We start from the raw sequence: 23,511 nt of genomic DNA, 5'->3' as shown, positions 1-23,511 counted from the left end.
ACCCAATAAAAAAGGCCTTTAACATGTAAAGGCCTTATGAGTTCACTTTGTTGTTTTTTAATTGATAATCAGTGTTTTACCCTCATAACCGTCCGCGGATTCGAACAAGAGGTAATATACCCCTGATGGATATTCCGATACGGAAAACTGATTTACAGCAGGATGGTTCGCAGGGTAGCTTACCGTTTTCAATAACTGGTTACCGGGCCCATAAAGACTGACTACCACAGCTTTGCCCATATATCCGGATAGGTCTATGTTGAAAGTATCCGTCACTGGCATAGGGTACAGCTTTATAGAACTGGTATTTGGAGCTATTACCTTGACAAGCATCGTGGCGTGATAGCCACCGTCCTCGGTAACAACGGATACATCCATCTCACCTACGGCATTGGCCGTCACCAATCCTGAATCGGGATCAACAGAAACAATGGATGGGTCATTCGAGAACCAACGTACATTTTTGTTCGTTGCATTATCCGGTTCAACGATGGCGCTCAGCAAGAACGTCTCCCCTTCATTTAAGGTCAATGTCTTTGGCGACACCAACACATTGTAAACTGCAATGTTGGGAGCGGTACCTCCGGTAACCTTTATCAAGGCACTGGCTTTGAAACCACCATCGTTCGTAGTAACTGTGACATCGATCTCACCCGCCCCATTGGCGATTACCAGACCTGTTGTGGCATCAATTGAGGCAATACTAGGGTCGTTGGAAATCCAACTAACGCTTTGGTCCGTCGCATTGGCAGGTTCTGTAATCGCATTCAACTGAAAGGTCTCCCCAACCTTTAGGCTGACTTGACTGGGTGATGTCAATACGTTATAAACGGAAATTGGGTTTTGGGGAGTGCCGGCCACCTTAACCAAGGCACTGGCCTTGTACCCGCCATCATTGGTCGTCACGGTTACATCTATTTCACCGGGACCCACTGCGGTTACCATACCTGTTGTGGCATCAATGGATGCAATACTAGGGTCGTTTGAAATCCAACTAACGCCTTGGTCCGTTGCATTGGCCGGTTCCGTAATGGCGTTCAATTGGAAGGTTTCACCAACCTGTAGGTTGACAACGTTTGGTGATGTCAGTACATTGTATACTGGAATGTTGATTGTCACCTCTCCAAAGACTTCTACCTCCGCTAAGGAAAGAATTTTATTGTTTCCCGGTAAATATACCATTAGATATCTACCACTGGTGTTGACATTGGTAAAGAATTGCGAGGGTTCAGCATTGGCCGTTCCCACTTCGGTATAGTCGGCTGGATTGTTGCTCGGCGTGTTTCCAACCAAGAGTTTGGCACCGCTCAGACGCTCGTAACAGCAATCGGTTCGATTGTACATATTGATTTTGTTGATGGTATATTCCCTACCTAAGTCTACCCTCCACCATGGATTGTTGGAAGTGGCCGTATGCGTTACGGAACCATTGGAATAGAGGCCGCTTCTGTTTCCGTCAACCGCCTTTGCAGCATCCCCTCCAAAATCGTTACTTGACTGTACTGCTGGTTTGTTCAAGGCCAGATTCAATTCGTTAGGTCCCGTATTCGAACCCAATTGGCGTATCCAAGCTTCCAATAGGGCAACGCCATTCGCATCAATTTTGTTTTTGGCAATGGGAGGCATGGCAATGCCTTCCTGTAGGCTATTGGCTCGCAGGTAAATTATGGATTTCTCCGGAGAACCTTGTCGCAAAATGGCTTCATCGGGGATGCCCAAGGAATTGAAAATTCCCGCATCCAAAAGACCTGTTTGTTCCAGGTTCAGTACCATCCTCATATCAAAATCCGCCCGAACATCGGAACCGGCCTGGTGGCAATAGGCGCAATTAAGGTCCAGGTAGGAACGTGCCTTTTCATCCAAGGAGGCGTTTGCATCGGTCAAAGCTTTATATGTTAAAAGGTAGTTTGTATTGGCATCCGTGATCGTTTGGTCCAATATGCCCAAATGGCTCAAGGTGACCAATTGATTGGCGGTTCTACCCGTTCTTGGATATCTTAAATCCTTGTTGAGGTATCTCGTACGTGTGCCAATGGTCCCACCGGTGCTCGGATTATGGCAGGTAACGCAGTCGCTTCTTCTGGGGTAGGTCCAGACTTGGGCTTCTGTTGTTCCATCGGCCCTTTTCATGTTCAAGGTTTCATCCAAACCGGATGTCAATAGCACCGCATCGGTCTGGGCCTCGTTCCATTTATAGGTAACATAATAAAACTGACCGTTGGCCGCCTTGACCGAAAAACGGGTCTCCAAACGTTTGGTAACCAATGGGTTATTTTCATCCAAGGGCATTTCAAAATGCTTTATCAGCACAGATCCAATGGGGAAATCCCAATTTCCGTTTTCGGAATAATTGATCTGTTCCTCTTGTGTATCGTGCGTGCCGTCATTAGGGATTCCCAACCATCTTTTTTTGAGGGCACCATCGGACCAAAAAGACTCGATCAATTCATAGGGGAAGATTCCTTGTGAGGGTGACAGCGTGGATAGATCGCTGAAGGCTCCCGTTGCGCTCAAAGTCTGGGGCAAGGTCTCTTCGAATGATTTTTTGGTGGAAAGTTTAAAAAGCGTGGACACGCCCTGTTTCAGGATATACAGTTCTCCCTGTTTGTCCTCCCCAAAGGATATGATGTTGGTGGAACTAAAATTACCCAACTGTTCATAGGTTCCGTTGGAAGTATTCACGGCCCAGATTTCCTCGCCAACACCATAATCGGCACAAATATACTTACCCTTTAGTTCCGGGATTTCCTCGCCCCTATACACGAATCCGCCAATAACGGCATTCGCCTGGGATCTGGGGAAAGCTACCAAGGGTTCTTCATGCGGCATGTTCCCGTAAAGACCGGATACACAAAAAGTGCTCCTGAAAAGACCCTCGTATAGTGGCCAGCCATAATTTTTTCCTTTTTTGACCACATTGATTTCCTCGTGGCGGCCTCCGCCTATTTCGCCCATGTACAAATCCCCCGTAGCCCTGTCCTTTGTCATCCTGTGGGGATTACGATGCCCCATGGAATAGTATTCCTCAAAGCGTGCACCGTTGGGGCTTAGAAAGGGATTGTCATTGGGTATCCAATATCCTACCCCGGTAATCTCATCTGAAAATCCATGGTCTTGGGGCATGGTCCTAATGGGCGCATGGCTGCGGGCAGGGTTCCTATCCACATCCAAGCGGAGTACGCCCCCGTCCAAGTTGTTTACAATGTCCTGCGACTTTTTAAAGGCAGTTTGATCCCCGGTGGTGAGATATAAATAGCCATCGTCCCCAAAGAGAAGTCCGCCCCCTCTGTGTGTGGTTCCGTACATTCTAAGCTTCAACATAACCTGTTCCGAACTTTCATTCACGGTCATGGTAGTAGGATTCATGGTATATCTGGATAGAATCAAAAAATTGCCCCAATACTCCTCGCTATTGCAGCTTTGGGTGGTATACATATTTGGGAAATTATTCCCATTACGGTCCTTAGTGGTGTAATATGTATAGAAGTAATTGTTCCCTGCGGTACCAAATTGCGGGTGAAAAGTAAAGCCTAAAAAGCCTCCGTCCCAAACTACACCTACCTTATTACTTAAATCCAGAAGTATGTTTTTTTGGGATACTTCAGGGTCCTTGTCAAACCAAAATATCTTTCCGTCCCTTTGCCCGACTACAATTTTAGCCGATGTTGGGAGTTCATTAAAAGTCAAGGGCGAGTCAAAGGTCAGATTGGTGTACACTGGTGCATACGGCAAACCGTTCGAGTTGGGTACGGCCGCTGGAAAATTGAAGTTTAGGTAACGTCCAAGAGGTTCGGGAGCATCTAGCCCTGATCCGATAAAAAAGGGAGCCGCACTTAATAGTAAAAGTGCTAAGGCGGCAAGTATGGTAATTTTTCTTTTGGTAGATCGTAAAGCTATTTTCATATAGTGATTGGTCTGGATGAACTGTCGAAATAAAAGAAAGCAGCTAAAAACACAACTTGTTTTTCGACTAAGCGATGGTATTTTAGACCAATTCAAAGTGTTGTTGGTAATTCTTACACGAAGGGATAGGGTTTACATATAGTTCTGATTATCAATATTTTTAAAGACTTTATCGATTGGTTGTTCTTCAAGTCTTCTAAAATCGATAATTATTCAAATCAAGTATCTGGTAGTTTGATTATACTAGATTTTTAGGTGAACCGTTATAAAAAACCATCAATCTGTTTAAGTTATAAACCCATATAAACCCTGTTTTTTAGATCGTACTTAAACAGTCTATAAAACATTCTTAAAATGGGTCTAAATAAGCACACTTAGACTCTTGAAAACTTGTTAATAACTGCCCCGTGCAGTAAATTTGTACAAATTAAAAAAGCAACCAATGAGCGGATTTTTTAAATCTTCAATCGGTAGAAAATATGCGATGGCGCTTTCGGCCCTTTTCCTTATGGTTTTTCTACTACAGCATTTTGCCATCAATATTTTATCGGTTTTTAGTCCGGATGTCTTTAACGAAGCTTCCCATTTTATGGGCACCTTTTGGGCGGTTCAATTCGTTCTTCAGCCCATACTTATTTTTGGCGTAATCTTCCATTTTGTAATGGGATTCATCTTGGAAATCAAAAACAACAAGGCAAGGCAAAAGAGCTACGTCAAGAATAACGGCAATGCAAACTCCACTTGGATGAGTAGAAACATGTTGTTGAGCGGTGCGGTCGTATTGGCATTTTTGGTGTTACACTTTATAGATTTCTGGATTCCCGAAATAAACGTTAAATACGTTCAAGGAGACATGTCCGGTCTTTTACCAAGCGGGGAAGGTTTTAGATATTACGAGGAATTGGTCCATAAATTTGAAAATCCATTGCGCGTTGGAGCCTATGTATTGGCCTTTGTGCTATTGAGCCTGCATCTGCTTCACGGGTTTAGTTCGGCATTCCAATCCATTGGCGCCAATTCCATTTACAAGAAAAGTATGAAAGGTTTGGCTCAGGTGTATGCTATAGGTCTACCTGTAGGATTTATTTTCATTGCACTTTACCATCATTTCACCCATTAAAAACAGCTAATATGGCATTAGATTCAAAAATACCTGAAGGCCCATTGGCCGATAAATGGACCAACCATAAAAACAAAATAAACCTTGTCAACCCTGCGAACAAACGTAATATCGATGTTATCGTAGTGGGTACAGGCTTGGCGGGAGGATCCGCCGCGGCAACTTTGGCGGAATTGGGATACAACGTAAAGGCATTCTGCTTTCAAGATTCACCACGTAGGGCACATTCCATTGCCGCACAGGGCGGGATCAACGCCGCGAAAAATTATCAGGGCGATGGCGACTCTACTTACCGACTGTTTTACGACACGGTTAAAGGCGGGGATTACCGCTCGCGCGAGGCAAACGTTTATCGTCTGGCCGAAGTATCCGCAAATATCATTGATCAATGTGTGGCCCAAGGGGTGCCATTTGCCAGGGAGTATGGAGGTTTATTGGACAACCGTTCTTTTGGGGGCGTTTTGGTATCGCGAACGTTTTATGCTGCGGGCCAAACCGGACAGCAATTGTTGTTAGGGGCGTATTCCGCTATGAACCGACAAATTGGTAGGGGGAAGATAAAGATGTACAACCGGCATGAAATGTTGGATGTAGTCATCGTTGATGGTAAGGCCAGGGGTATCATTGCCAGGGATTTGGTTTCCGGCAAGATAGAAAGGCATTCCGCCCATGCAGTGGTTTTGGGTACTGGCGGTTATGGAAATGTATTTTATTTATCAACCAATGCCATGGGCAGTAATGTTACCGCTGCTTGGAAGGCGCATAAGCGAGGGGCCTTTTTTGCAAACCCATGTTATACCCAAATACACCCAACTTGTATCCCTGTTTCAGGAGACCATCAATCCAAGCTTACCTTGATGTCAGAATCATTACGAAATGACGGTAGGATCTGGGTGCCCAAGAAATTGGAGGATGCCGAAGCGATACGAGCTGGGAAACTTAAACCAACGAAGATTGCAGAGGAGGACCGTGACTACTATCTGGAAAGACGTTACCCGGCTTTCGGTAATTTGGTACCTAGGGATGTAGCATCTAGGGCGGCCAAAGAACGTTGCGATGCCGGATACGGTGTAAATGCCACCGGTGAGGCCGTGTATTTGGATTTTGCCGATGCCTTCATGCGCTATGGTAGGGAACAGGCCTTGGTGAAAGGATTGGACGTAAATGATGATGTCCTCGTTAAGAAATTGGGTCAGGAAGTCGTGAAGACCAAATATGGAAACCTGTTCCAGATGTACGAAAAAATCGTGGATGAAAACCCATACGAGACCCCAATGATGATCTATCCCGCGGTGCATTATACCATGGGCGGTATTTGGGTGGACTATAACCTGATGACGACCATACCCGGTTGTTATGCAATTGGGGAGGCGAACTTCTCCGATCATGGTGCCAATAGATTGGGAGCGTCCGCATTGATGCAGGGTCTGGCAGACGGTTATTTTGTACTACCATATACCATTGGCGATTATTTGGCAAATGACATCCGTACAGGACCTATCCCAACGGACACGAAGGAGTTTGATGAAGCTGAGAAATCGGTTCGGGATAACATCGATCACTTGATCAACAACAAGGGAAAATATCCAGTAGATTACTTCCATAAGAAACTGGGTAAAATCATGTGGAACAAATGTGGTATGTCCAGAAATGAAGCCGATTTAAAATCGGCCATCAATGAAATTGCGGAACTACGTGCCGAATTCTGGAAAGATGTTTTGGTACCCGGTTCTGCGGACGAATACAACGAGGAACTTGCCAAGGCGGGACGCGTTGCGGATTTCTTGGAGTTGGGAGAATTGTTCGCTAAGGACGCCCTGCAAAGGGAAGAGTCCGCAGGGGGTCACTTTAGGGAGGAATATCAGACTCCGGAAGGTGAGGCCAAAAGAAGAAAGGAGTTCCAGTATGTTTCCGCTTGGGAATATAAAGGAGAACCAAAAGACGCCGTTTTACACAAGGAAGATTTGGTGTACGAGAATATTGAAGTTAAGGAACGAAGTTATAAATAAAGAAAAGCTATGAATTTAACATTGAAAATTTGGCGTCAAAAAAACGCTAATGATAAAGGAAAGATGGTTGATTATAAAATCAGCGATGTTTCCCCCGATATGTCCTTTTTGGAAATGCTGGACGTGTTAAATAGCCAGCTAATTTCAAAGGGAGAGGAGCCCGTAGCTTTTGACCATGATTGTAGGGAAGGAATCTGTGGGTCATGTTCCTTGTACATTAACGGCGAGGCCCACGGACCGGATAGAGGAATTACCACGTGCCAATTGCATATGCGCAAATTCAAGGATGGTGATACCATTTATATTGAACCGTTCAGGGCGACGGCCTTTCCGGTCATCAAGGATTTGATCGTTGACAGAAGTGCCTTTGACCGTATCCAAAATGCGGGCGGATTTATATCCGTAAACACCTCCGGTAATACCATAGATGCCAACGCCATTCCTATAAACAAACACGATGCGGACGATGCCTTTAGTGCCGCCACATGTATTGGGTGCGGTGCCTGTGTTGCAAGCTGCAAAAATTCCTCCGCCATGTTGTTCGTTGGTGCCAAGGTTTCCCAATATGCCCTGTTGCCGCAAGGTAGGGTGGAGGCCGTTGACCGGGTAAAGAACATGGTCGCACAAATGGATTTGGAAGGTTTTGGAAACTGTACCAATACGGGTGCATGTGAAGTAGAATGTCCGAAAGGAATATCCCTGGAGAATATTGCCCGTATGAACCGTGAGTACTTGTTCGCGAACGTTAAGGGTTAATTTCCAGATCATAAAGTTTTTGTAAATCCCATTTCATTCGAAATGGGATTTTTTATTTTTAATGGATGTCCAAAAAATATTCCGAAGAAAGAATTAAAGTCCCCAGATTTAACGAGGAATCCGGATTCTACACCACCCCCCAACGCTCGAAGATTATGAGTAAGATCAGGGGAAAGGACACAAAACCAGAAATGGCCTTTAGAAGGGCCTTGTATGCGGCCGGATATCGATATAGGGTAGACTACAAAAAACTCATTGGAAAGCCGGATATCGCCCTAAAAAAATATAAAACGGTCATTTTCATAGATGGGGAATATTGGCATGGCGAAAACTGGGAGGAACGCAAACCCAAGATCAAGACCAACCGCGATTTTTGGATAGCTAAAATAGAACGCAATATGCAGCGTGACCAAGAGGTAAATCAGGAATTGGACCGCTTGGGCTATACCGTATTTAGGTTTTGGGAACGCGAGGTCAAAAAGGAGCTGGACCGATGCCTTCAAGAAGTCCTTCAACATCTTGCATCAGTTCACTAAAAATCCTAGCCTTTGTCCGTTTAAGAGAGCTTTAACCTTCAGCAGTCCTAATTTAATAAGGCATTAACGGAGATTTTCCTTTCCTATTATTATATTCTTCTAGTGATAGATTATTAACTTAAAAAATGAATATAATGAAGAGGATAGCAATTTTAGCAACACATGGATTTGAAGAAAGTGAATTGAAATCACCTAAAGAAGCCATGGAAAAAGAAGGCTTTAAAGTGGACATCATAAGTCCGGAAAACGGAAAAATAAAAAGCTGGGCCAATGGCAACTGGTCAAACAGTTACGATGTGGACAGAAATCTTTCCGAGGTAAAAGCATCGGATTATAATGCTTTGGTATTGCCCGGAGGTGTAATGAATCCAGATACCCTAAGAAGAAACGAAGATGCCTTGGTTTTGGTTAGGGATTTCTTTAGCATGAAAAAGCCAGTGGCGGCAATATGCCATGCCCCCCAAATTTTGATCAGTGCCGATGTCGTAAAAGGAAGAACCTTGACTTCTTTCAGTTCCATAAAGGATGATCTCATCAACGCTGGAGCCAAATGGGAAGATAAAGAAGTTGTTGTGGATGAAGGTTTTGTAACCAGTAGAAATCCACAGGATTTACCTGCCTTTAACTCAAAAGTAATTGAGGAAATAAAGGAAGGTAAACATGAAGCGCAACATGCTTAATTTTTTAGTTTAGTTGTTTGGAAAGGCCCGGGTTTCTTCTCGGGCTTTTTTGGTTTATTTTTATGATTATGAATATCGATACGAAAAACAGTTCCAAACTGCCCAATGTAAAAACTACCATATTTACGACCGTAGGGAATTTGGCTCGAAAACATAAGGCCCTTGACCTGTCCCAAGGGTTTCCAAATTTTGAGGCGGACCCGAATCTTATTTCCTTGGTGAACAATGCCATGATGGAGGGACACAACCAATATGCCCCCATGCAAGGGTATTTTGGCCTTAGGGAGGTTATTTCTGAAAAAATTCAAACACTTCATGGTCATCAATACCATCCGGAAAATGAGTTGACCATTACGGTGGGCGCTACCCAGGCCATTTATACGGCCATATCGGCATTTGTGCATGTAGGAGATGAGGTAATCGTACTAAAACCTGCCTATGACTGCTATGAACCGGCCATTCTCGTCAATGGGGGCAAACCGGTCTTCCTCCAATTGGATGCCCCGGATTATAGCATAGACTGGGAAGCCTTCAAAGCCAAAATCACCAAAAAAACTAAAATGTTGATAATCAATACACCGCATAATCCCAGTGGAAAAATACTTTCCCAAAACGATATGCTATGTTTACAGGAAATTCTTAAGGATACGAATATTTTGGTATTGAGCGATGAGGTGTACGAACATATTGTATTTGACGGACAACAGCACCAGAGCGTATCCAGATTTCCGGATTTGGTGCAGCGTAGCTTTGTCTGCGCCTCCTTTGGCAAGACCTTTCATGTTACCGGCTGGAAAATGGGTTATTGTGCCGCTCCAAAAGCCCTGATGGAAGAATTTAGAAAAGTGCACCAATTTGCCGTCTTCTGTGTTGACCATCCCGTACAGCGGGCTTTTGCAGAATACTTAAAAACCCCCGAACACTATCTTGGGCTCAATGATTTTTATCAAAGGAAGCGAGATCTATTCCTAAAGGGTCTTGCCGATAGCAAATTTAAGTTCATCCCCTCGCAAGGCACCTATTTCCAACTGTTGGACTATACCCAAATTACCCAAGAATCGGACGAGGACTTTGCCAAAAAACTGATTCTCGAGCATAAATTGGCAAGTATTCCCATATCCTCGTTTAACGTAAACGACAGGGATGATAAAGTACTCCGATTTTGCTTTGCGAAAAAGGAGGAAACGTTGGAAAGGGCTGTGGAAATTTTGTCCTCACTTTAGTTTATTGCCTGATTTAATTTGGACATGAATTCCCCGATTTTATTGGGCTCCAACCAACGGGTGACGACGACCATATCATTTTCAGGGTCTATGACGATAAAATTTCCGCCAAAACCAGCGGCGTAGTATATGTTTTGCGACAATCCCTCCCAATGCCTATCCCCTTTTTTATTCAACCACCACAAATAGCCGTAATTGCTATTTGGAACGGAGGGTGTTATGGCTTTCTCGATCCACTCCTTACTAATCAATTGTTCGTTTTTCCATTTGCCATTGTTCAGGAACAGCAAGCCAAAACGGGCCATATCTTCCGTATTGATGAACATTCCTCCTCCTGAATGGCCACCGCCTGTCACGGATTTCATATTAATACCATCGATTTCCGTCCACGCATGGTCGTATCCATGCCATCTCCAGGTTGTGCTCGCCTCAATCGCATCCATGATATTTTCCTTCAAAACTTGGGGAAGCGGTTTTCGCCATACATGGGTAAGGGCATAGGCTAGTACGTTGACACGTACATCGTTATATTCCATGAACGTACCGGGCTCCTTGGGTTTTTCAAATTTCCAGTCATCGATATCACCTTCTCGCGGTGGCCGGTCCGCCCAATCCTTTCCACCCCATAATTCACCGGACCAAGCCGAATTCTGTTGTAATAGATGTTCCCAGGTGATTTTGGAATTGTGTTCCCCTTCAAAGGTACCGTCCCAAATATAATCACCGGCCTTATCCTGTGTTGTGGAGATCAATCCTTGGTCCCATGCAAGTCCGGCCATGGTACTTAAAAAGCTTTTGGTGACGCTAAAGGTCATATCCACCCTTTTTACATCGCCCCACTGTGCTATTACATAGCCATTCTTAAGAATCATTCCCGCAGGACCGCCCCGTTTTTTGGTAGGACCCGATATCTCATGGAAAGGCTCCCTTTCAAAACCCTTTAATATAGCGATCCTTAAATCTCGGGAACCGGTATATTCGTTCGCTTCGGCAAAGTCTACGACCGCTTTTAGTCTTTTGGTATTGACTTTATATTCCGTTGGATTTTTTTGTTCCCAAAGGGCATTTCGCTCCGGAAAGTAATATTCCTGGGCGTTTAACATACCGCATAATGATAGGGTGAGCAAGGTGTACAATAATTTTTTCATACGCTTAAGTTAAGGTAACATATGGATTTTTAAACATTTCCTTTTGTGAATGTATTTAGTTAATGATAGTAAATACCTTAATGAGGTTTTCATCTTACATTAACTTTGTTTTTAAAAGTCGAAACGCATGAGCCAATCCGTTTGCTCGTCCTGTCCAATAAAGTAGGGATGTGTCCCAAATTTATAGAATCCATGACGTTCATAAAAAGCGATGGCACGGGGGTTTTTCTCCCAAACGCCCAACCACAAAAATGATTTTTCGTTTCCTTTGACCCAATCCTTTATCCAATCCAAAATCCGCTTCCCCAATTGTTTTCCCTGGAAGGCTTTAAGGACATAGATACGTTCCAGTTCCATTGAACCCTCTTGTTTTATATCCGTTTGGGCATCGCCTTCGTTCAATTTAAAATAGGCCGCCAAAACACCCTCGAAATACACAAAATAAAAATTCATTTTAGGGTTGTCAAGTTCCTTCCCAAGCTGTGTTCTTGAAAAGGCCTTGTCCAAATATACATTGAAATCCTCGGGATTGTTCTGAGCTTGAAAAGCATCGGAAAAAGTAGTTCTGGAAATGGTCATTAATTCCTTTAATTCCGAAGGTCGACACGGCATAAATTCTATTTTGGGAATATTCGGCATTTCTAATCCGTTAAAGTTTCCTCGAACAATTTGAATATGCGTTTATACTCATCGGTCCAGCTACTAGGTTCCACAAAACCGTGGCGTTCCACAGGATATACGGCCATTTCCCAGTTTTCCTTGCCCAGTTCTATGAGCCGTTGGGATAATCGGACCATATCTTGAAAATGCACGTTGTCATCCACCATTCCGTGTAAAATAAGCAATTTACCTTCTAGACCTTCCGCAAAATAGATAGGGGAACTCCGTTTATAGGCCAGACTGTCCGCTACCGGCGTATTCAGAATATGCGCGGTATACGAGTGGTTATAGGCCGCCCAATCGCCCACAGAGCGTATGGCCGCTCCGGCACTAAAGGTTTCCGGTGCGTTGAACATGCCCATTAAGGTTATAAATCCGCCGTAGGAGCCACCATAGATACCGATTTTATCCGGATCAACCCCGTAATTCTTTACCAAGTAGTTGGCGCCATCCACTTGGTCTGACAGGTCCTTGCCACCCATGTGACGGTATATGCCCGTCCGCCAATCCCTACCGTAACCGGCACTGCCGCGGTAATCGATGTCCAAGACGGTATAGCCATTGTCCACCAATAGATTGTGGAACATATATTCACGGTAATAGGAGCTCCACCATTTATGGGCATTCTGTAAATAGCCTGCACCGTGCACGAAAATTACGGCCGCGTTATTCTTGACTTCCAACTTGGGGGTGTACAACCTTGCGTGAACCATGGCACCGTCAGAGGCCGAAAACGTAATAACCTTTGGATCCTTCCAATCATAGGAATTGAATGCTTTCGTATTGGAATTTGTGATGGTCGTAGGTTCGCTTGTATCTCCAAACAGCGGATTGCCTTGGAGGTACAGCTCTGTGGGCTTGTTGGAGTAGGAATGTAGAATGGCCATCTGTGTTTCATCTGGTGAAAGCGTTACGTCGTTTCTGCCTTCCCATTGGGTCAATTGTTCCATTCTGCCCCCTTTTAGGGGCATGGTATAAAACTGGCGGTCGCCTGGATGGTTCTTATTTACCGTAAAATACCAGCGTTTTTTATCCTTGGAGATAAAGGGGTCATAAACTTCAAAATTGCCCGAGGTCAAGGCCTTTTTGTTCTTGCCGTTCATATCCATGGTATACAGGTGGGAATAGCCTGTTTTTTCGGATTTATACCAAATACTTTTTCCGTCGGGCATCCAACCCAGGTCGCCCCCATCAAACCACCCAGTAATGCCGGGGCCCGCAATCCAAGCCTCGTCATGTTGCCGGTCAAGGAGTTCTATTTTTCCCGTTTTGGCATCCAAAAGCACCAACCATCGGTTTTTATAATTGCTGGCCTGAATGTCCAAAATGGCCTTTTCACCCTCAGGATGCCATGTAGGACTGGGTATCCTTCCAATGGGGTTTTCGTTTTGATATGTCTTGTCCGGGTAATCCTGCATGAATTCCGGAACATCGTTCAGCCCTTCCAGGCTATCCAAAACAACGTTATATTGGGTACGTTTCTTAGTGTCGTACACGAACATTTCATAGGTTGGAAGTTCGTCGCCTACCTTGGTCCGGGTGGTTTGTTCTTCCGTATACCCGGATTCCGTCACAAAATGGGGTACCATCGTGCTTTTGTTTTTAGGGGAATCCATCAGCACAAAGCTAATATAGCGCCCATTAGGGGAAATGGTTTGGTTGATGACCTGTTTCTTTCCTGTTGCTATGGGCAGGGGTTCAAGGGCTTCCATTTTTTTGGTAATTTGCTCGCCTAACTCCTTTTTTTCCTTCCGTTGGCGTAAAACACCAAAAAGCTCCAATTGATCTTGGTACAGCCATTCATCCTTCTCGCTCCGTTTGGAGTCTTCCGCAACTTGTTCCACAAAATCAGTAAGCTGTTCCAAAACCCCATTGTCCATATCCCAAGAAAAAACATTGGACCCGTTGACAAAAGCCACTTTTTTGCCATTTTCTGTAAAGTGCGGATTGGATTCCCTTTCCTTGGTTTTGGTGATGGCCAAGGATTTGCCCGTGGCATTATCCAATAGGAAAATGTTCCCGTTTTTAGTATAGACCGATTTATTTAGCGTGGGATGGTCCACCTTTTGTGTTGCGGGAAGTTTTTGCGCTTCAAGGAAACCGACTTTTTCAATGTTTTTGGAATTTAAATTATAGCTATAAAGCGAATCGCTATAGGCCATTTCTGGATTCCAATCGAAATAGATGGCGGATTGGTCGGTCGCCCATAAGACATTGGAAGGCCGGTGCCCGATAAAGTCATCGCCTTTCATGATATCCTCAATTTTTAATCTGGAGGTATTCGAAGCTTGCGCGGCTACGTCCACTAAGTGCCCTAGAAATAGGGTGCAAAAGACAAAAAAGTACTTTGTCATAGAAACTGAATTTAATTCTCAAAGAAGAGTAAGATGATAAAGCAATAAAAATAGGAATAATTAGCAGGGTAGGGCTGGCAATTTATAATTAAGATTTGGATGTAAATTGTCCAATACTATTTCCAATTCAAAAGTGAGCTAATTTAATGGTTCATTTTTCAATTAGAAACAAAAAAAAAGCAACCTGGGGGAGTTGCTCTTTACAGTTAATTTCATTTGCTTTTGACCTAAAGCATGAAAAGCTTTTTCGTCAAACGTACAAAACCACTAAAAAAATCATTATGGTATACTTGCACTTTTTCTTCTCTCGGAATGTAATTCTGGGTATCCATCTTCGGTTAAGTTTTACTTTTACTTTGGGTTAAAAAATATCAGTGACGTAAATATAGGTACAAAGAGAAGCTGTTTGTGAATTATTGTTGTGAAGTTATCCAAGAATGTTGTGAATAAATCAAGGTATTTGATTTATCCGATGAAATGCAATGGTTGTAGTGTTAGTCCAATTTCATTTCAGGAATGTCCCCGGACACGATAAGTGTACCTTCCGTAGCCTGTTTTATTTCTTCCACGGATACTCCTGGCGCACGTTCCAACAGGATAAAACCTTCTGGGCCTATTTCCAGTACCGCAAGGTTCGTCACAATTTTTTTTACACACTTTACGCCCGTGAGCGGTAGGGTGCATCTTTTTAATAATTTGGATTCCCCGGCCCTATTTGTATGCATCATCGCCACGATAATATCTTCTGCGGATGACACCAAATCCATCGCTCCTCCCATTCCTTTGACCATTTTACCCGGTATTTTCCAATTGGCAATATCCCCGTTTTCAGCAACTTCCATAGCCCCTAAAATGGTAAGGTCTACATGTTTGCCCCGTATCATGGAAAAACTGGTGGCCGAATCGAAAAAGGAGGCACCGGGCAAGGTTGTAATGGTTTGTTTACCTGCATTTATAATATCTGCATCCTCTTCACCTTCAAAAGGAAACGGGCCCATTCCCAATACGCCATTTTCGCTCTGAAATTCTACACTAATATCGTCACGTACAAAGTTTGCCACCAGTGTAGGTATACCGATACCGAGGTTCACGTAATAACCGTCCTTTACTTCTTTGGCGATACGTTTTGCAATTCCGTTTTTATCTAACATTTTAATTTCTTTTTCGTACGGTTCGTTGTTCGATTCTTTTCTCATAACCTTCTCCTTTGAAGATTCTTTGGACAAAAATCCCCGGAACATGTATTTGATTGGGGTCCAAAGACCCGGCGGGTACCAGTTCCTCTACTTCGGCTACTGTGATTTTTGCCGCACCACACATAACCGGATTAAAATTTCGGGCCGTTCCCTTAAAAATGAGGTTGCCGGCCTCATCGCCCTTCCATGCCTTGACGAAGGAAAAATCGGCTTTGAAAGCTTCCTCAAGCACATACATTTTTCCATTGAACTCCCTAGTTTCTTTGCCTTCCGCGACTTCGGTGCCGTAGCCTGCCGGAGTGAAAAAAGCTGGAAATCCACCTTGTGCGGCCCTACATTTTTCTGCCAAGGTCCCTTGGGGGGTCAGTTCCACCTCCAATTCCCCACTAAGCATTTGCCGTTCAAATTCGTCGTTTTCGCCCACGTAGGAGGAAATCATTTTTTTTATCTGACGCTTTTGAAGTAAAAGCCCTAAACCAAAGTCATCTACACCTGCGTTGTTTGAAATGCAGGTGATGTCCTTTATGCCCAATCGAACCAATTCTTCTATGGCCTTCTCCGGAATTCCGCATAATCCGAATCCGCCGAGCATAAATGTCATGCCATTTTGAACCCCGGCAAGCGCGTCCGATACTTTTGAAACCGTTTTTCTAATCATATCTGTACATTAAATGTCATATTACTAAAATAACGCTTTTAGATTGAACAAAATAAAAAAGCCTCGGTGTATACCGAAGCTTTTTTTAAAATTTTGCAATATTTGACGTATATCAAAAATCCAAATCTTCAAGATCATCCTCAATCTCAATATCCTTCTGTTGGTCTTCAATAAATTGGGTACAATCTGTGACAATGGTCATATCTTCCGGTTTTTCAAAATCTTCCTTCGATACGCCCAATTCCTCGTTCGCATAATTCTTTTTCATATACAATCCCCAAATGGGCAATGCCATGGAGGCTCCTTGGCCATAAAGTATATTTTTAAAATGGATGGAACGCTCTTCACCACCTACCCAAACACCGGTAACCAAATTAGGCACCATACCCATAAACCACCCGTCACTGTTGTTTTGGGTGGTACCCGTTTTCCCGGCAATGGGGTTGGTGAGCTCATATGGGTATCCCGTAATAATCTCTTTATACACCGTATTATTCTTGTTGTAAGCATGTCTCAGGCGCGTACCTGAACCACCTTGGGTTACCCCTTTCATCAAATCGATCATGGCATAGGAAACTTCCTTGCTCAGCACATCTTTCGTCTCTGGAACATACTCATACAATACGGTCCCGTTTTTATCCTCGATTCGGGTTACCATAACTGGTTTTACATAGACCCCTTGATTGGCAAAGGCTCCATACGCCCCAACCATATCATAAATATTGGCATCCAAGGTACCCAGGGCGATGGAAGGAACTTCCGGAACTTCTCCGGACATTCCTAGGTTTTTGGCAATGGACACGACCGATTTTGGCCCCACCTTATCTATTAATTGTGCGGTTACGGTATTAACGGAATTTGCCAAAGCGTGCTTTAAGGTCATTTCCTTACCCGTGTACTTAAAATCGGAATTTCTTGGGCACCAAGCCTCCATGTTTCCATGTTTGCCCGCCTCAATGCAATATTGTGTATCCGGTAGTTTTTCACAGGGTGAAAGTCGGAGTTGATCTATAGCGGCGGCATAGACAAATGGCTTGAACGTAGAACCTACCTGCCGGGCGCCTTGTATTACGTTATCGTATTGAAAATGCTTGTAATTTATACCCCCAACCCAAGCCTTCACATGGCCTGTCTGAGGCTCCATGGACATCATCGCCGCCCTTAAAAAGGTTTTATAATACCTGATGGAATCCAAAGGGGTCATGACGGTATCCTTTTCGCGGGTATCGCTCTTCCAATCAAATACGGTCATTTCGGTTTTTTTGGTGAAGGAATTCCTGATTTCCTCTTCTGATTTGCCCGCTGCCTTCATCTCTCTCCAGCGATCGGAATTTTTCATGGCACGCTCCATGATTGACTCCGTTTCCTCTGGGGTGATATCGGAGAAAGGCGTAGTTGTATTTCGTTCCTTGGTGTTTTGATTGAAAAACTCGGCCTGAAGGTTCGCCATATGGGCGTATACGGCCTCTTCCGCATTGGCCTGCATCTTGGAATCGATCGTGGTGTATATTTTCAATCCATCCAGATAGATGTTCCATTTATCACGTTCACCGGCCAAGGCAGGTTTGGGATTTTCATCGATCCAATCTTTCATAAAACGCTGCAAGTACATCCTGAAATATGTGGCCAAACCTTCCCTATGGTTCTCCGGATTGTAGTTGATGTCCATTTTTAGGGCCTGCAAGGAATCCTTTTCCTGCTCGGTGATATAATCGTATTTGGCCATCTGGGCCAGGACAACGTTTCTTCGGGTTTTGACCATTTCCTCCCTTCGAAGTGGATTGAAAAGCGAAGAATTTTTGAACATACCAACCAACATGGCAGATTCCTCTATTTTCAGATCCTTGGGCTCCTTTCCAAAATAGATACGTGCTGCGGAACGAATACCATCGGCATTGTTTCCAAAATCATAAATGTTGAAGTACATGCTTATGATTTCCTCCTTGGTATAGCTTCTCTCCAACCGTGTGGCCAATACCCATTCCTTTATTTTTTGTTTGATTGCGTCCAGTTTACTTCTGGAGCGGACCCCCACAAAAAGCTGCCGCGCCAATTGTTGGCTAATGGTACTTGCGCCACCTTTGGTTCCCAAAAAGAAGAAGGCACGTACGGTGCCCCTAAAATCGATTCCGGAATGGTCCTGAAACCTGGCATCCTCCGTGGCTACCAAGGCGTTGACCAAATTCTCCGGCAGATCCTTATATTTTACATCGGTACGGTTATCGTCCAAATAAAATTTCCCCAACAACTCGCCATCTGAAGAAATTATCTGGGATGCTAGATTAGTTTGCGGGTTTTCCAAATATTCGTAGGGCGGTAGTTCTCCAAAAAATCCCCATGCGGCGGAAAGAAAAATAAGTGCGACAAATGCCACACCAGAAACGAACAGTATCCAGAACCATTTGATATATTTTGAAAAACCGGAGTTGCCTTTCTTTTCTGTCGCTTTTGCCATGAGCTTAGGGATTACTTTTTGTTATTTCAAAACCTACGTCTGTAATGCCTTCCAGGGAAATCACCCCTTGAACATTTCCGTTTTTTCGCATCGCGTGCGAAACTTCTAAAGTATATACGCCAGAATTGGGAAAAACGATGTTTTCCTTATACCATAATTTGTTCTCCTTCAAACTCCCGGAACCTTTTCCGAGCCAAGTACCGTCCGGCAGTGCCATGGTATATTCGAGGGTGTCCTGTAGCACCTCGCCTTCCGGGGTGTTCAATGCCGTAATTAAAAAAAGATTGCTATAGGGAAAGGTATCGTCGTTACGAACATTGATGAAGATATCGTATTGCTGTAGGGTTTCCAATTCAGAAAACCTGAACTCCAAAACATCATCTTTGTTCCAAACGGCCCCATTGAGACTTTTATACTCGGTTGCGACCACATTGGTATTGCATGAATGGAGTAGGAATATGGCAAACACCAAAAAAAGACAGTTACGCATTTTTTTTGCTCCTATTTCGTTTTCTATTTTTATTCGTGTTCTTTTTTCTGCTCCTGTTTCTGTTGCCTTTTGAATTTTTCTTCGGTCTATCAAAACGGGTAAGGCTATCTTGCCCCACTACATTTTCAAAAACTACCTTATCCTCCACAATATTGTCCGCCGCATAAATTTCAAGGCTAGGAACTTTTTCTTTTTTCTTGTTTTTTTCGATGATCTCGTTCACCTGGTCCTTGGAGAGGACATGCCAATTGGCCGGTTCATCCTTGTATGAAAACCAAAGCAGTTCCTTGAAAATATCCGTTTTTTGACAGAAGGCCAATCCCTTTTCCGTAATCAGTTTGGTGTCCTGTGGCGGAAAGTCCTTTAGGGCATCTAGGTAGACGTCCAGCTCATAATTAAGGCAGCATTTCAGTTTACCGCATTGTCCCGCCAATTTTTGGGGATTTAACGAGAGCTGTTGATAACGTGCGGCAGAGGTACTTACCGACCTGAAATCCGTTAACCAGGTGGAACAGCACAATTCCCTTCCGCAAGACCCGATACCCCCCAAACGTTGGGCTTCTTGCCTATAGCCTATTTGCCGCATTTCGATACGGATACCAAAGGCCTTGGCCATATCCTTGATCAATTGACGAAAATCAACCCGGTCCTCTGCGGTATAATAAAAAGTTGCTTTGGACCCATCGCCTTGAAATTCCACGTCTGAAATCTTCATCTGCAGTTTTAGGATGATCGCGATTTCCCTAGACCGTTTTTTTATTTCCTCTTCCCGGTTACGGCACTTCTGCCAGATATCGATGTCCTTTTGCGTGGCCTTTCTGTATACTTTGGGAATTTCCTCTTTGGAAGGGTCTATTTTTTTACGTTTCATTTGCACACGGACCAGTTCGCCCGTGAGGGTCACCATGCCAACGTCATGACCCGACTGTGCCTGAGTGGCCACCACATCCCCAATGGATAAGGATAGGTTTTCCGTATTTCTAAAGAATTCCTTTCTACTGTTTTTAAATCGTACCTCCACATACTCAAATTGACGCTCTCCGTTGGGAAGCGACATGTTTGAAAGCCAATCAAAAACAGTTAATTTATTGCAACCATCTGTACCGCAAGTACCGTTATTCTTGCATCCCTTTGGTTGTCCATCCTTGCCGGTAGAACAACTACTACAACCCATATTTTATATATTGATTTGGCCCAATCCCAAAAGATTTGCCAAACTAGGTTCATAAAAAATCTTCTTGTAAAGATAATGAAAATCTATGCGAAAAAAAGAGCACTTAATTTACCCTGATCTTGATATGTGGATTTTCAGTAGACCTAAACAGATTGCTTTTTAAACTTGAGAACCTCTGAGCGCCCTTTTTTAAAGATTTTGTTACTTACCACTTTCCCTTTTCTCAGCGCCTTTTGTTCTTCGTAAGGCAATGCATGTATCTCCTTACAATGGTCCGAACAACAATCGTTCATTTTTTCGGCACATTTTTTACATTGAATGAACAGAAGGTGACAGGCCTCATTGGCACAGTTTACATGGTCATCGCAGGGTTCCCCACATTGATGGCATTGGGAAATGATATCATCGCTGATGCGTTCGCCCCTTCTATGGTCGAACACAAAGTTTTTGCCCAAAAATTTGTTCTCCAGTTTCAGTTGTTCTACTTGTCTGGTGTACTCGATTATACCCCCTTCCAGTTGGTAGACCTGTTTGAAACCTTTGTGTTTGTAATAGGCACTGGCCTTTTCGCAACGGATGCCTCCGGTACAGTACATGACCAATTTCTTGTCTTCTTTGTGGTCCTGAAGGTCCTTTTCGATGATATCCAAGGAATCCCTAAACGTATCCACATCTGGCGTGATGGCATTCTTAAAATGACCTATTTCGCTTTCATAATGATTTCTCATGTCTACCAAGACGGTATCGGGGTCTTCTATGAGCTCATTGAATTTCTCCGCATTCACGTGAACTCCTTTGTTGGTTACATCGAAGGTGGCGTCGTTAAGGCCATCGGCCAGGATCTTATGCCGTACCTTGACCTTTAATTTCAAAAAGGACATATTGTCCTGTTCTATTGCGATGTTCAATCGCACATTTTCCAAAAAGGTAATACTATCCAAAAAATCCTTGAATCGCCCAAAGTTCTCTGCGGGAACGGACAATTGGGCGTTGATGCCTTCATGGGCTACGTAAATTCGGCCCAAGACATCCATTTCGTTCCAATGAATGAACAAATGATTTCTAAAAATGACAGGATTGCCAATGTGTGCATATTTATAGAAAGAAATGGTCAGGCGATCCTGACCGGCCTCTTCAATGAGGGCCGCCCTTTCCTTTGCACTTAAGGTATTGTACAGTTGCATGCTATACGAATAGTTAAGTTAACAAATTTTGAAGGGCAAAGATATAAAATCCTGTAGGAAGGTCGGTTACCTATTCCGCATAAAAAAAGCCCCGAATAATTCGAGGCTCTTCGTTCGGCCATCCCTGCTTTTCCTCTTCACAGCATTGTTTGAGTTAGTTTCTATCAAGAAATGGCCATCAAAACCAGTGACACTAAAACCAACCAACAAAACATGTTTTGCCAGTTTGCTTTTTAACTAGATAAGAAAAGTTGCAAATGGTTGCGTTCAAAAACCGAATATTCTTTTTTAAGAAAAGAAACACTAATTTAGCGTTCCTAAAAAACACACAATGAGTTCCGAAAAAGAAGCCAAATTAAAAGCCCTGAAACTGACCCTTGATAAACTGGATAAGACCTATGGAAAAGGCGCCGTAATGAAAATGGGTGACAGTGTTGTTGAAGATGTAGAGGTAATTCCGTCAGGATCCCTGGGACTTGACATTGCCCTGGGGGTTGGAGGTTATCCCCGCGGAAGGGTTATTGAGATATATGGGCCTGAATCTTCGGGAAAGACCACCTTGACATTACATGCCATTGCCGAGGCACAGAAAAAAGGTGGAATTGCGGCCTTTATTGATGCGGAACACGCGTTCGACCGTTTTTATGCCAAAAAGCTGGGGGTGGATATCGATAATCTCATCATATCCCAACCGGACAACGGTGAGCAGGCCTTGGAAATCGCCGATAATTTGATTCGTTCCGGAGCGATTGATATTGTAATCGTGGATTCCGTGGCAGCTTTGACGCCCAAGAGCGAGATCGAAGGCGAAATGGGCGATTCAAAAATGGGATTGCATGCGAGATTGATGTCACAGGCACTACGTAAATTAACAAGTTCGATAAGCAAGACCCATTGTACGGTGATTTTCATCAACCAGCTACGGGAGAAAATTGGGGTGATGTTCGGTAACCCTGAAACAACAACAGGGGGTAATGCCCTAAAATTCTATGCTTCGGTCCGATTGGACATTAGACGTTCTACACAGATAAAAGATACGGACGGAAACATTCAAGGTAACAAGACCAGGGTAAAAGTGGTCAAGAACAAGGTAGCGCCTCCATTCAGGACCACCGAGTTCGACATCATGTACGGCGAGGGAATCTCCAAGGTAGGAGAAATCATTGACCTTGGCGTGGAGTACGAAATCATTAAGAAAAGTGGTTCCTGGTTCAGTTACGGCGATACCAAACTAGGGCAGGGTAGGGATGCAGTCAAAACACTTTTAATGGACAATCCTGAATTACTGGATGAATTGGACGGCAAAATTCGTGAAGCCCTCAACGCGGTCAACAACTAAACTCGGTTGTAAGGTATCTATGGGGTTTTAGATCCGAAAAGAGTTTCTCGATTTACTGTAGGATTTCAAAAATATTGCCAGAACCAACAAGTTCAATCCTTTTGTCCCATTATCTTATTAAATCAAATCCCTCATTAATTAGTGGGGGATACTACGCAACCTTTAGGGGGTATTTTCATCTTTCTTATAAAAGAAATTGTAACGATGATTAAAAAATATACCCTAGTGGTTGCGTTTTTCGCTTTGGTATTGGGAAGTTGTTCCCTAGAAGATGATGAACCCAACTTTAATTTTAAGGCATTGCGCATAGAAAGTGCGGAATTACCGGAATCCTTCAATTTGAACGAAACCTATCAGATAAAGGTAACCTATTTATTGCCAGATGGTTGTACGCAATATGAAGGTTTTGATGTGACCAGGGAAGATACGACCGTAAGAAATGTAGTTGCCATAGGTGTTGCAATGACAGATTTGGTATCTTGTACCCAAGCGGTTATCCAAGAGGAGGCATCCTTTAACTTTATAGTTAAATATGACCAACCCTATACTTTTAGGTTCTATCAGGGGGAGAATAGTGATGGCGAACCTGAGTTTTTGGAGGTAGAGGTACCCGTCAACTAAAAGAA

At 43.7% G+C, this 23,511-nt stretch carries 18 protein-coding genes; 8 read left to right on the top strand and 10 right to left on the bottom strand.

What is annotated here, in order from left to right; translation table 11 throughout:
* Window positions 1–57: 57 nt before the first annotated feature.
* Window positions 58–3,903: an Ig-like domain-containing protein gene (locus tag FEK29_RS01190; protein ID WP_138256579.1), complete on the bottom strand. Its 3,846-nt coding sequence runs from the start codon at window positions 3,901–3,903 to the stop codon at window positions 58–60.
* Between the two features lie 442 nt (window positions 3,904–4,345).
* On the opposite strand from FEK29_RS01190, the gene FEK29_RS01185 reads away from it, so the two are divergent.
* From FEK29_RS01185 to FEK29_RS01160, 6 genes are all read left to right on the top strand, one after another.
* Window positions 4,346–5,023 carry a succinate dehydrogenase cytochrome b subunit gene (locus tag FEK29_RS01185; protein WP_138256578.1) on the top strand — a complete coding sequence of 226 codons (678 nt, stop codon included), beginning with the start codon at window positions 4,346–4,348 and terminating at the stop codon, window positions 5,021–5,023.
* Window positions 5,024–5,034: 11 nt separating this feature from the next.
* A complete protein-coding gene (locus tag FEK29_RS01180; protein ID WP_138256577.1) occupies window positions 5,035–7,032 on the top strand; it encodes a fumarate reductase/succinate dehydrogenase flavoprotein subunit in 1,998 nt (665 codons plus the stop codon).
* A gap of 9 nt (window positions 7,033–7,041) precedes the next feature.
* Window positions 7,042–7,788, top strand: coding sequence for a succinate dehydrogenase/fumarate reductase iron-sulfur subunit (locus tag FEK29_RS01175; RefSeq protein ID WP_138256576.1), 747 nt, complete (start codon window positions 7,042–7,044; stop codon window positions 7,786–7,788).
* A gap of 65 nt (window positions 7,789–7,853) precedes the next feature.
* Window positions 7,854–8,324, top strand: a complete 471-nt coding sequence (locus FEK29_RS01170; protein WP_138256575.1) for a very short patch repair endonuclease — start codon at window positions 7,854–7,856, stop codon at window positions 8,322–8,324.
* Between the two features lie 134 nt (window positions 8,325–8,458).
* Window positions 8,459–9,004, top strand: coding sequence for a type 1 glutamine amidotransferase domain-containing protein (locus tag FEK29_RS01165; protein WP_138256574.1), 546 nt, complete (start codon window positions 8,459–8,461; stop codon window positions 9,002–9,004).
* A gap of 68 nt (window positions 9,005–9,072) precedes the next feature.
* Window positions 9,073–10,227, top strand: coding sequence for a methionine aminotransferase (locus tag FEK29_RS01160; RefSeq protein ID WP_138256573.1), 1,155 nt, complete (start codon window positions 9,073–9,075; stop codon window positions 10,225–10,227).
* On the opposite strand, the gene FEK29_RS01155 is transcribed toward FEK29_RS01160, so the two are convergent.
* From FEK29_RS01155 to trhO, 9 genes are all read right to left on the bottom strand, one after another.
* The gene (locus FEK29_RS01155; RefSeq protein WP_138256572.1) at window positions 10,224–11,375 is read right to left on the bottom strand and encodes a serine hydrolase domain-containing protein; all 1,152 of its coding nucleotides are present in this window, start codon (window positions 11,373–11,375) and stop codon (window positions 10,224–10,226) included. The two genes, FEK29_RS01160 and FEK29_RS01155, sit on opposite strands and share 4 nt — an antisense overlap.
* 111 nt (window positions 11,376–11,486) lie before the next feature.
* A complete protein-coding gene (locus FEK29_RS01150) occupies window positions 11,487–11,987 on the bottom strand; it encodes a GNAT family N-acetyltransferase (RefSeq protein ID WP_240042627.1) in 501 nt (166 codons plus the stop codon).
* A gap of 29 nt (window positions 11,988–12,016) precedes the next feature.
* Window positions 12,017–14,389: a S9 family peptidase gene (locus tag FEK29_RS01145; RefSeq protein WP_138256570.1), complete on the bottom strand. Its 2,373-nt coding sequence runs from the start codon at window positions 14,387–14,389 to the stop codon at window positions 12,017–12,019.
* A gap of 494 nt (window positions 14,390–14,883) precedes the next feature.
* Window positions 14,884–15,540, bottom strand: a complete 657-nt coding sequence (locus FEK29_RS01140; protein ID WP_138257312.1) for a CoA transferase subunit B — start codon at window positions 15,538–15,540, stop codon at window positions 14,884–14,886.
* A gap of 1 nt (window position 15,541) precedes the next feature.
* On the bottom strand, window positions 15,542–16,243 hold the full coding sequence (locus tag FEK29_RS01135; RefSeq protein ID WP_138256569.1) for a CoA transferase subunit A: 702 nt from the start codon (window positions 16,241–16,243) through the stop codon (window positions 15,542–15,544).
* A 112-nt stretch (window positions 16,244–16,355) separates the two neighbouring features.
* Window positions 16,356–18,698: a penicillin-binding protein 1A gene (locus FEK29_RS01130; protein ID WP_138256568.1), complete on the bottom strand. Its 2,343-nt coding sequence runs from the start codon at window positions 18,696–18,698 to the stop codon at window positions 16,356–16,358.
* A gap of 4 nt (window positions 18,699–18,702) precedes the next feature.
* Window positions 18,703–19,188 (bottom strand): gliding motility lipoprotein GldH, encoded by a 486-nt coding sequence (locus FEK29_RS01125; RefSeq protein ID WP_138256567.1) that lies wholly within the window; start codon window positions 19,186–19,188, stop codon window positions 18,703–18,705.
* Window positions 19,181–20,362 (bottom strand): PSP1 domain-containing protein, encoded by a 1,182-nt coding sequence (locus FEK29_RS01120; protein WP_138256566.1) that lies wholly within the window; start codon window positions 20,360–20,362, stop codon window positions 19,181–19,183. Before FEK29_RS01120 ends, FEK29_RS01125 begins: the two co-directional genes overlap by 8 nt.
* A 143-nt stretch (window positions 20,363–20,505) precedes the next feature.
* Window positions 20,506–21,546, bottom strand: coding sequence for an oxygen-dependent tRNA uridine(34) hydroxylase TrhO (trhO, locus tag FEK29_RS01115; RefSeq protein WP_138256565.1), 1,041 nt, complete (start codon window positions 21,544–21,546; stop codon window positions 20,506–20,508).
* 331 nt (window positions 21,547–21,877) lie between these two features.
* Here trhO and recA point away from each other — a divergent pair, with 331 nt between their 5' ends.
* The gene (recA, locus tag FEK29_RS01110; protein WP_138256564.1) at window positions 21,878–22,885 is read left to right on the top strand and encodes a recombinase RecA; all 1,008 of its coding nucleotides are present in this window, start codon (window positions 21,878–21,880) and stop codon (window positions 22,883–22,885) included.
* 204 nt (window positions 22,886–23,089) lie between these two features.
* Window positions 23,090–23,506, top strand: coding sequence for a hypothetical protein (locus FEK29_RS01105; RefSeq protein ID WP_138256563.1), 417 nt, complete (start codon window positions 23,090–23,092; stop codon window positions 23,504–23,506).
* Window positions 23,507–23,511 lie beyond the last annotated feature (5 nt).

The sequence above is a fragment of the Maribacter aurantiacus genome (genome assembly GCF_005780245.1).
GTDB lineage: Bacteria > Bacteroidota > Bacteroidia > Flavobacteriales > Flavobacteriaceae > Maribacter > Maribacter flavus.
This window is presented reverse-complemented; position numbering and strand designations above follow the sequence as displayed.

Bases quoted from the DNA above. Each gene is read 5' to 3' on its own strand.
- FEK29_RS01160 (WP_138256573.1), top strand. From the start codon at position 9,073: ATGAATATCGATACGAAAAACAGTTCCAAACTGCCCAATGTAAAAACT.
- FEK29_RS01165 (WP_138256574.1), top strand. From the start codon at position 8,459: ATGAAGAGGATAGCAATTTTAGCAACACATGGATTTGAAGAAAGTGAA.
- recA (WP_138256564.1), top strand. From the start codon at position 21,878: ATGAGTTCCGAAAAAGAAGCCAAATTAAAAGCCCTGAAACTGACCCTT.
- FEK29_RS01155 (WP_138256572.1), bottom strand. From the start codon at position 11,375: ATGAAAAAATTATTGTACACCTTGCTCACCCTATCATTATGCGGTATG.
- FEK29_RS01150 (WP_240042627.1), bottom strand. From the start codon at position 11,987: ATGCCGTGTCGACCTTCGGAATTAAAGGAATTAATGACCATTTCCAGA.
- FEK29_RS01120 (WP_138256566.1), bottom strand. From the start codon at position 20,362: ATGGGTTGTAGTAGTTGTTCTACCGGCAAGGATGGACAACCAAAGGGA.
- FEK29_RS01175 (WP_138256576.1), top strand. From the start codon at position 7,042: ATGAATTTAACATTGAAAATTTGGCGTCAAAAAAACGCTAATGATAAA.
- FEK29_RS01145 (WP_138256570.1), bottom strand. From the start codon at position 14,389: ATGACAAAGTACTTTTTTGTCTTTTGCACCCTATTTCTAGGGCACTTA.
- FEK29_RS01190 (WP_138256579.1), bottom strand. From the start codon at position 3,903: ATGAAAATAGCTTTACGATCTACCAAAAGAAAAATTACCATACTTGCC.
- trhO (WP_138256565.1), bottom strand. From the start codon at position 21,546: ATGCAACTGTACAATACCTTAAGTGCAAAGGAAAGGGCGGCCCTCATT.
- FEK29_RS01130 (WP_138256568.1), bottom strand. From the start codon at position 18,698: ATGGCAAAAGCGACAGAAAAGAAAGGCAACTCCGGTTTTTCAAAATAT.
- FEK29_RS01170 (WP_138256575.1), top strand. From the start codon at position 7,854: ATGTCCAAAAAATATTCCGAAGAAAGAATTAAAGTCCCCAGATTTAAC.
- FEK29_RS01185 (WP_138256578.1), top strand. From the start codon at position 4,346: ATGAGCGGATTTTTTAAATCTTCAATCGGTAGAAAATATGCGATGGCG.
- FEK29_RS01135 (WP_138256569.1), bottom strand. From the start codon at position 16,243: ATGATTAGAAAAACGGTTTCAAAAGTATCGGACGCGCTTGCCGGGGTT.
- FEK29_RS01125 (WP_138256567.1), bottom strand. From the start codon at position 19,188: ATGCGTAACTGTCTTTTTTTGGTGTTTGCCATATTCCTACTCCATTCA.
- FEK29_RS01105 (WP_138256563.1), top strand. From the start codon at position 23,090: ATGATTAAAAAATATACCCTAGTGGTTGCGTTTTTCGCTTTGGTATTG.
- FEK29_RS01140 (WP_138257312.1), bottom strand. From the start codon at position 15,540: ATGTTAGATAAAAACGGAATTGCAAAACGTATCGCCAAAGAAGTAAAG.
- FEK29_RS01180 (WP_138256577.1), top strand. From the start codon at position 5,035: ATGGCATTAGATTCAAAAATACCTGAAGGCCCATTGGCCGATAAATGG.